The 4,910-nt window shown below is 57.4% G+C and carries 4 protein-coding genes and 1 pseudogene; all 5 read left to right on the plus strand.

All coding sequences use genetic code 11. The features are described from left to right. On the plus strand, positions 1 to 705 hold a 705-nt coding region (locus tag ACE4YL_RS00440), incomplete at its 5' end, for a phage tail protein (RefSeq protein WP_461368979.1). Next, the gene (locus ACE4YL_RS00445) at positions 705 to 1,433 is read left to right on the plus strand and encodes a distal tail protein Dit (RefSeq protein WP_461368980.1); all 729 of its coding nucleotides are present in this window, start codon (positions 705 to 707) and stop codon (positions 1,431 to 1,433) included. The genes ACE4YL_RS00440 and ACE4YL_RS00445, both read left to right, overlap by 1 nt. 3 nt (positions 1,434 to 1,436) lie before the next feature. After that, on the plus strand, positions 1,437 to 4,190 hold the full coding sequence (locus ACE4YL_RS00450) for a phage tail spike protein (protein ID WP_461368981.1): 2,754 nt from the start codon (positions 1,437 to 1,439) through the stop codon (positions 4,188 to 4,190). A 14-nt stretch (positions 4,191 to 4,204) separates the two neighbouring features. Next, on the plus strand, positions 4,205 to 4,609 hold the full coding sequence (locus ACE4YL_RS00455; RefSeq protein WP_461368982.1) for a hypothetical protein: 405 nt from the start codon (positions 4,205 to 4,207) through the stop codon (positions 4,607 to 4,609). A gap of 22 nt (positions 4,610 to 4,631) precedes the next feature. Continuing rightward, positions 4,632 to 4,910 (plus strand): annotated as a pseudogene (locus tag ACE4YL_RS00460) (hypothetical protein); the annotation flags it as partial.

Raw genomic sequence — 4,910 nt, forward strand, 5'->3', positions numbered from 1 at the left:
AAGGCTGGGCAAGGGCTGGTCGATTTCGTCGGCGGCATGGTCAATGCCGTTTGGGGCTTCATCTCCGGCCTAGTTACCGGCATCGTGAACTTTTTCAAAAACCTCTACAACGCCCTGGTGGGACATTCCATCATCCCCGACCTAGTAAACGGGATCATCAGCTGGCTTAAAAAGCTACCCGGCAAAGCGTTGGAATTCGCCCGAAGCTTCGTCAGCAACATGACCAACACCATCAAGGCGCTGCCAGGCCGGGCCCTGCAGTGGGGCGCAGCCATCATCAGCTCGCTCTGGACCGGGATGCGAAATATTTTCGGCAGCCTGAGTGCGTGGTTCAGCAACAACGTTGTGGGACTGCTGAATAAGCTGAATCCCTTCACCCGCCATTCGCCGTCCCTTGTCGATCAAGTCTGGGCTGGCGCAAAAGAGATTGAGCAAGCATACCGCAGCATCAGGCTGCCGGAGCTTGCAGCGCTCCCTCTGCACGTAGCCCCGGCCGTAGCCTCATCTGGAACGGGAGCGCAACCCCTGGCCGCTCAAGACGTCAATCTCAACTTAAACTTCACCGGCCTCCCCGCCGGCACTGACGAGACCGCAATCAAGCAATTCCTCCTCCGTGCCCTTCGCGAGCCGGAGGTAGGGCGCACCATCGACGAAGCACTCTATGACAACTCCAGGAGCCGTCCGGCCCTGCAGGGGGGGATCTAATGTTTACCTTTAACGGCAGGCGAGCAGACGATCCGGACCTGGGCATCTTTCGCGTTCTGCGCGTATTCTTTCCGCTGCTTCCCGGCACCACGGACCGCCTCTTGAGCGTGCCTGGCATGGACGGTGCTCACGACTTCGGGCGTGACCTGCAGCCCTGCACGATCAAGGTGCAATTCGTGATGAAGCACGGCACGCCGGAAGAGCTTTTCAGCCACGCCCGGGAAGTTGCCGCCTGGCTGAATGTGGGCGAAGTCAAGCGCTTTATCTACGACTACGAACCGGACAAATACTACATGGCCAGGCCGCAAGGCATCATCGACTTTGACCGCCTGATGAACAAAATCGGGATCATCGAGGTAAACTTTATCGCACCCGACCCTTTTGCCTACGCCATGGAGACGAAAGTTGCCGACGTCTTCCCCGCTGTAAACGCCGGGACCGCACCTTGCCCGGCACTGATCACTGCGACCATGCCGGCAGCAGCTGACTTTTTGCGGGTTGAGGTGGCCGGAATCAGTGGCTATTTTTTGATTGACCGCGAACTTGACCAGGGCGACATCGTTACCATCGACACCGCCCGGCGCCTAGCCCTGATTAATGGCGTCGACGCACGCGTCTACGTGACCGCTGCGTCAACTTACCCTACCCTGCCGCCCGGCAAGTTTTCGTTCATCACGGAACCTGCGGGCGTGCCGCTCACCGTCGAATACTGCGAGAGGTGGATTTAGCTGATGGAGATGCTTTTATTTGACCGCGCACAAAAACAGATCGGACGCTTGCTGCCGGGTCTGGTGACACCGACAGAGATCGACGATCTGAACGGCGAACACCGCCTGATTTTTTCCTACCCATCCGACGCGGAGTGGGCGGAGCATATCAAGGAAAGCAATTTCGTGGCCTGCCAGGACATGGACCATAACTGGCAGCTTTACGAGATTACCGAAGTGCGCGACAGAATCGATACGGTCGAAGCCGTCTGCGACCACGCTTACTACGCCCTCGCAGGTATGGAGTTTATGAGCGGCGCGTGTGAGGGGTCAGCCCTGACCGCACTTACCCGGGTGCTTGCCGGCACCGGCTGGGAGCCGGGGATCGTGGAACCCCAAGCCAGCCGCACCGTGTCTTTTCAGCACGTGAGCCCCTGGACTGCCGTGGCGAAGATTGCCGATTACTGGGGCGGCGAGCTGCGCTTTCGCGTGGACATCAGTGGCGCCCGGATCGCGCACAAATACATCGATCTGCTCACCCGGCGCGGTGACGTTACCGGCAAACGCTTTGAGTTTGGCCGCGACATTCGGGACATCGACATCACTCTGAACCGCTCTGCGGTTGTGACCGCTCTCTACGGGTGGGGCCAGGGAGAGAGCATACCGGAAGACGGAGAAGAAACGGAGCGCCTGACCTTCGCCGATGTGGAATGGGTCAAAGGCGAGGGAGCGGAGCTCCATCCCGGCGGCCCGACATCTCCGGCGCCATGCGACAAGCCCCTGGGCCAGCTCTGGGTAGGCGACGACGCAGCCCGGCAGGCTTACGGACGCTACGATCCGGGGGTAGGAGATTTTAAGCACGTGTTCGGCGAGTACGACAGCCAGGCACAAAGCCCGCAGGCGCTTCTTTGGGAAACATGGCGGCAGCTCCAGAAGAGGAATGAACCTCTGGTGAACATCAAGGCGACGGTGGCGGACCTGGAGCAGATCCCCGGCTTTGAACATGAAAAAGTGCGCTTGGGCGACACTTGTTACATCATCCTGCCAGACATCTCACCGCTGGCCGCCCGGGTAATCCGCATTATGCGGCGGCGGAAAGATCCAGGGAGTACCGAAATTGAGCTAGGGAATTTCCGCCCGGTTCAGGGTGAGCGCATCAGCGACATCGAGCGGCGTGTGAAGCACGCTGACGGCAGGTCTGGTGTATGGGACCGGTCCCGTGTCATCAACCCCGACGGCACCCTTCCGGCCAGCGCCCTCGATGGCGTGATTGACGCGGTCCAGAACCAGATCAGGGCTGGTGGCGGTGAAGTAGTCATGGACGACGAGGGTTTCCGCGTGCTGGACACGGGCGATCCCGAGACAGCTCTGGGCAAGATCCATGCCGTGGCCAGGGATGGTGAGGCGGCTCTGGTCCTGGGCAAAAGGGACAGCCCGATAGATCCCTGGGAAGAGCGCGTGGGGATGACGTCAAGCGGCTTTCAGCTTCATGCCGAGGAGGTTGTGGCCGGCACCTTCACCGGCGACCGGCTGCACATTGGCCCAGGTGTGGGCTTCGACCCCGGCTACGACCCGCTTCAGGCCAACCAGGCCTTAAAATCCCTCGCCGACGGCACCTACACCGGCGGCACGCTTATCGACGGCACCACGCTCTATTCGCCAAACATCGTTGGCTTGAATATCCTTGGCATGACCGGCGAGTTTGACCATCTCTGGGCCGGAAACCGCCAGGGCGCCCATGTCGAGCTCGGCGAAGAGAGCGGCTTGCCCTTCGTGAGCCTGCACGATGACGCGGGCAACGTCATCACCGCGCTGACAAAACAAGGCATCATGATCGACCCCCGCGGCAAAATTAACCTGCCCTACCTCGTAACATCGAACCCGGACAACGCTGTTATCCGCACCGCGAATATAGCAGATCGCAGATTTTTAATGCTGCGGTCAGGCGAAGGTGAAGAGAACGGCGCCATGATTTACGTCTACAATGAAAATGATCCGACTTACCCCGGGCAGCTGCGGCTTTATTCGGGCGGCTCTATTACAGCAGTTCTTCGTTCGGATAACAGCGCGCGGTTCTACGGCGACGTGCAGGTGGATGGCTTGCTTTCTACAGCCGCATTCAGAACCAATACTGCCGGCAACTTGCTGGTCGATGGGACATTGTTTGCTTATGGCCCTATCTTGTGCGACGGTACAGAGCTTAGAATGCGTGGTAATTATCCTATCCGCTTTCCTTACTTCGGGTACGACATAAACCCTGCTGGAGCGCTGCGGGTAATCCGCGCAACTGGCCGCCGCTATATGATCTGGGATAGCCACGATGGTGGAGATGGGGCAAGGATTTTATTGTTCAGCAATTCGGATCCAACCTACCCCGGACAGATCAGGCTTTGCCCTGGGGACGGAAGCAGCGTGGGGCTGTTGCTTGATTCGGACAGATCGGTAAGGGCCTACGGCGACCTCCGCTACGACGGCGGGCTGTATCGGGGCAGCACGAGGGGCATCCCGGCGGCGGACATTCGGAACGGGGCGGTGACGAGAACAAAGGTAGCGACCGGGACGAGCAGTGCGAGCGGGAGTTTAGCTGTAAAAGGAGTCATATCCATCAGCATGGCAGACTATAGCTTTTTCCCCAACGTGTATTCAGAGGCTTCTGTTTTGCTTAGCGTAAATGCTCAGAATTATACCAGCACGGGAACAACAGGCCGGTTTTTACTTAGAAACGAAGGAACCGATCCACACAATTACGTTGTTCGATGGCGCTACATTGCAGCATAAGGGGGCCCATCAAAATGTTCTGCTGGGTAATAGCTGACAAAGATACCGGAGATATAGAACACTGCTATTATGATACCGGGCCGGGCGCGAGCGAAAGGCGGCAAGAATGGCTGCAGGGAGTGTGGCCCATTCGGCCCGAACTCATGCCGGAAAATCTCTTCGCGGCGGAAATTGCGGAAGATGATTTAATTGAAGCAATGGCTGATGAAAAAATAGGGCGATTCGCTGATGATAAAAACTTGCTTAAAATGGCTTTGCTGATGGATCAGGACCAAAAAGAATTTGACGCCAAAAGAGTCCGCGAAGAGTTCAAGGTATTTCAAGATAAACGGCGCAGCGCGGGTATAAAGGTTGTAGCCCGGACGGTTCGCGCAACGATCGAAGAAAACACTGGAAGAATTGTAGAAAACGCCATATAATTGGGACAGGGAGGTGATAATTTTGAAAAAGTTTCTTATTGCCCTGTCCGTTGCAATTTTAGTTGTAGGCATCCCGCTAATAGTGGGTGGCGAGCCGGAGTTTAGCCAAGAGGATATAAATGCTATGGTGCTGGAGCATGAGGACCGGATTGAGGCGCTTGAAGATCAAGTCGCCGGGTTGCTTGCGGAAAACGGCGACCTGGCGGCAGAGGTTGAGGCAAAGGATGCTGCCATACAGTCGTTGCAGGACGAAGTTCAAGATTTGCATGACGAAATATCGGATTTAGAAAGCAGGCTTCAC

Origin of the sequence: Candidatus Darwinibacter acetoxidans (genome assembly GCF_041936445.1) — a bacterium.
In the GTDB taxonomy this organism is placed as follows: Bacteria; Bacillota; Limnochordia; order Darwinibacteriales; family Darwinibacteriaceae; genus DTU010.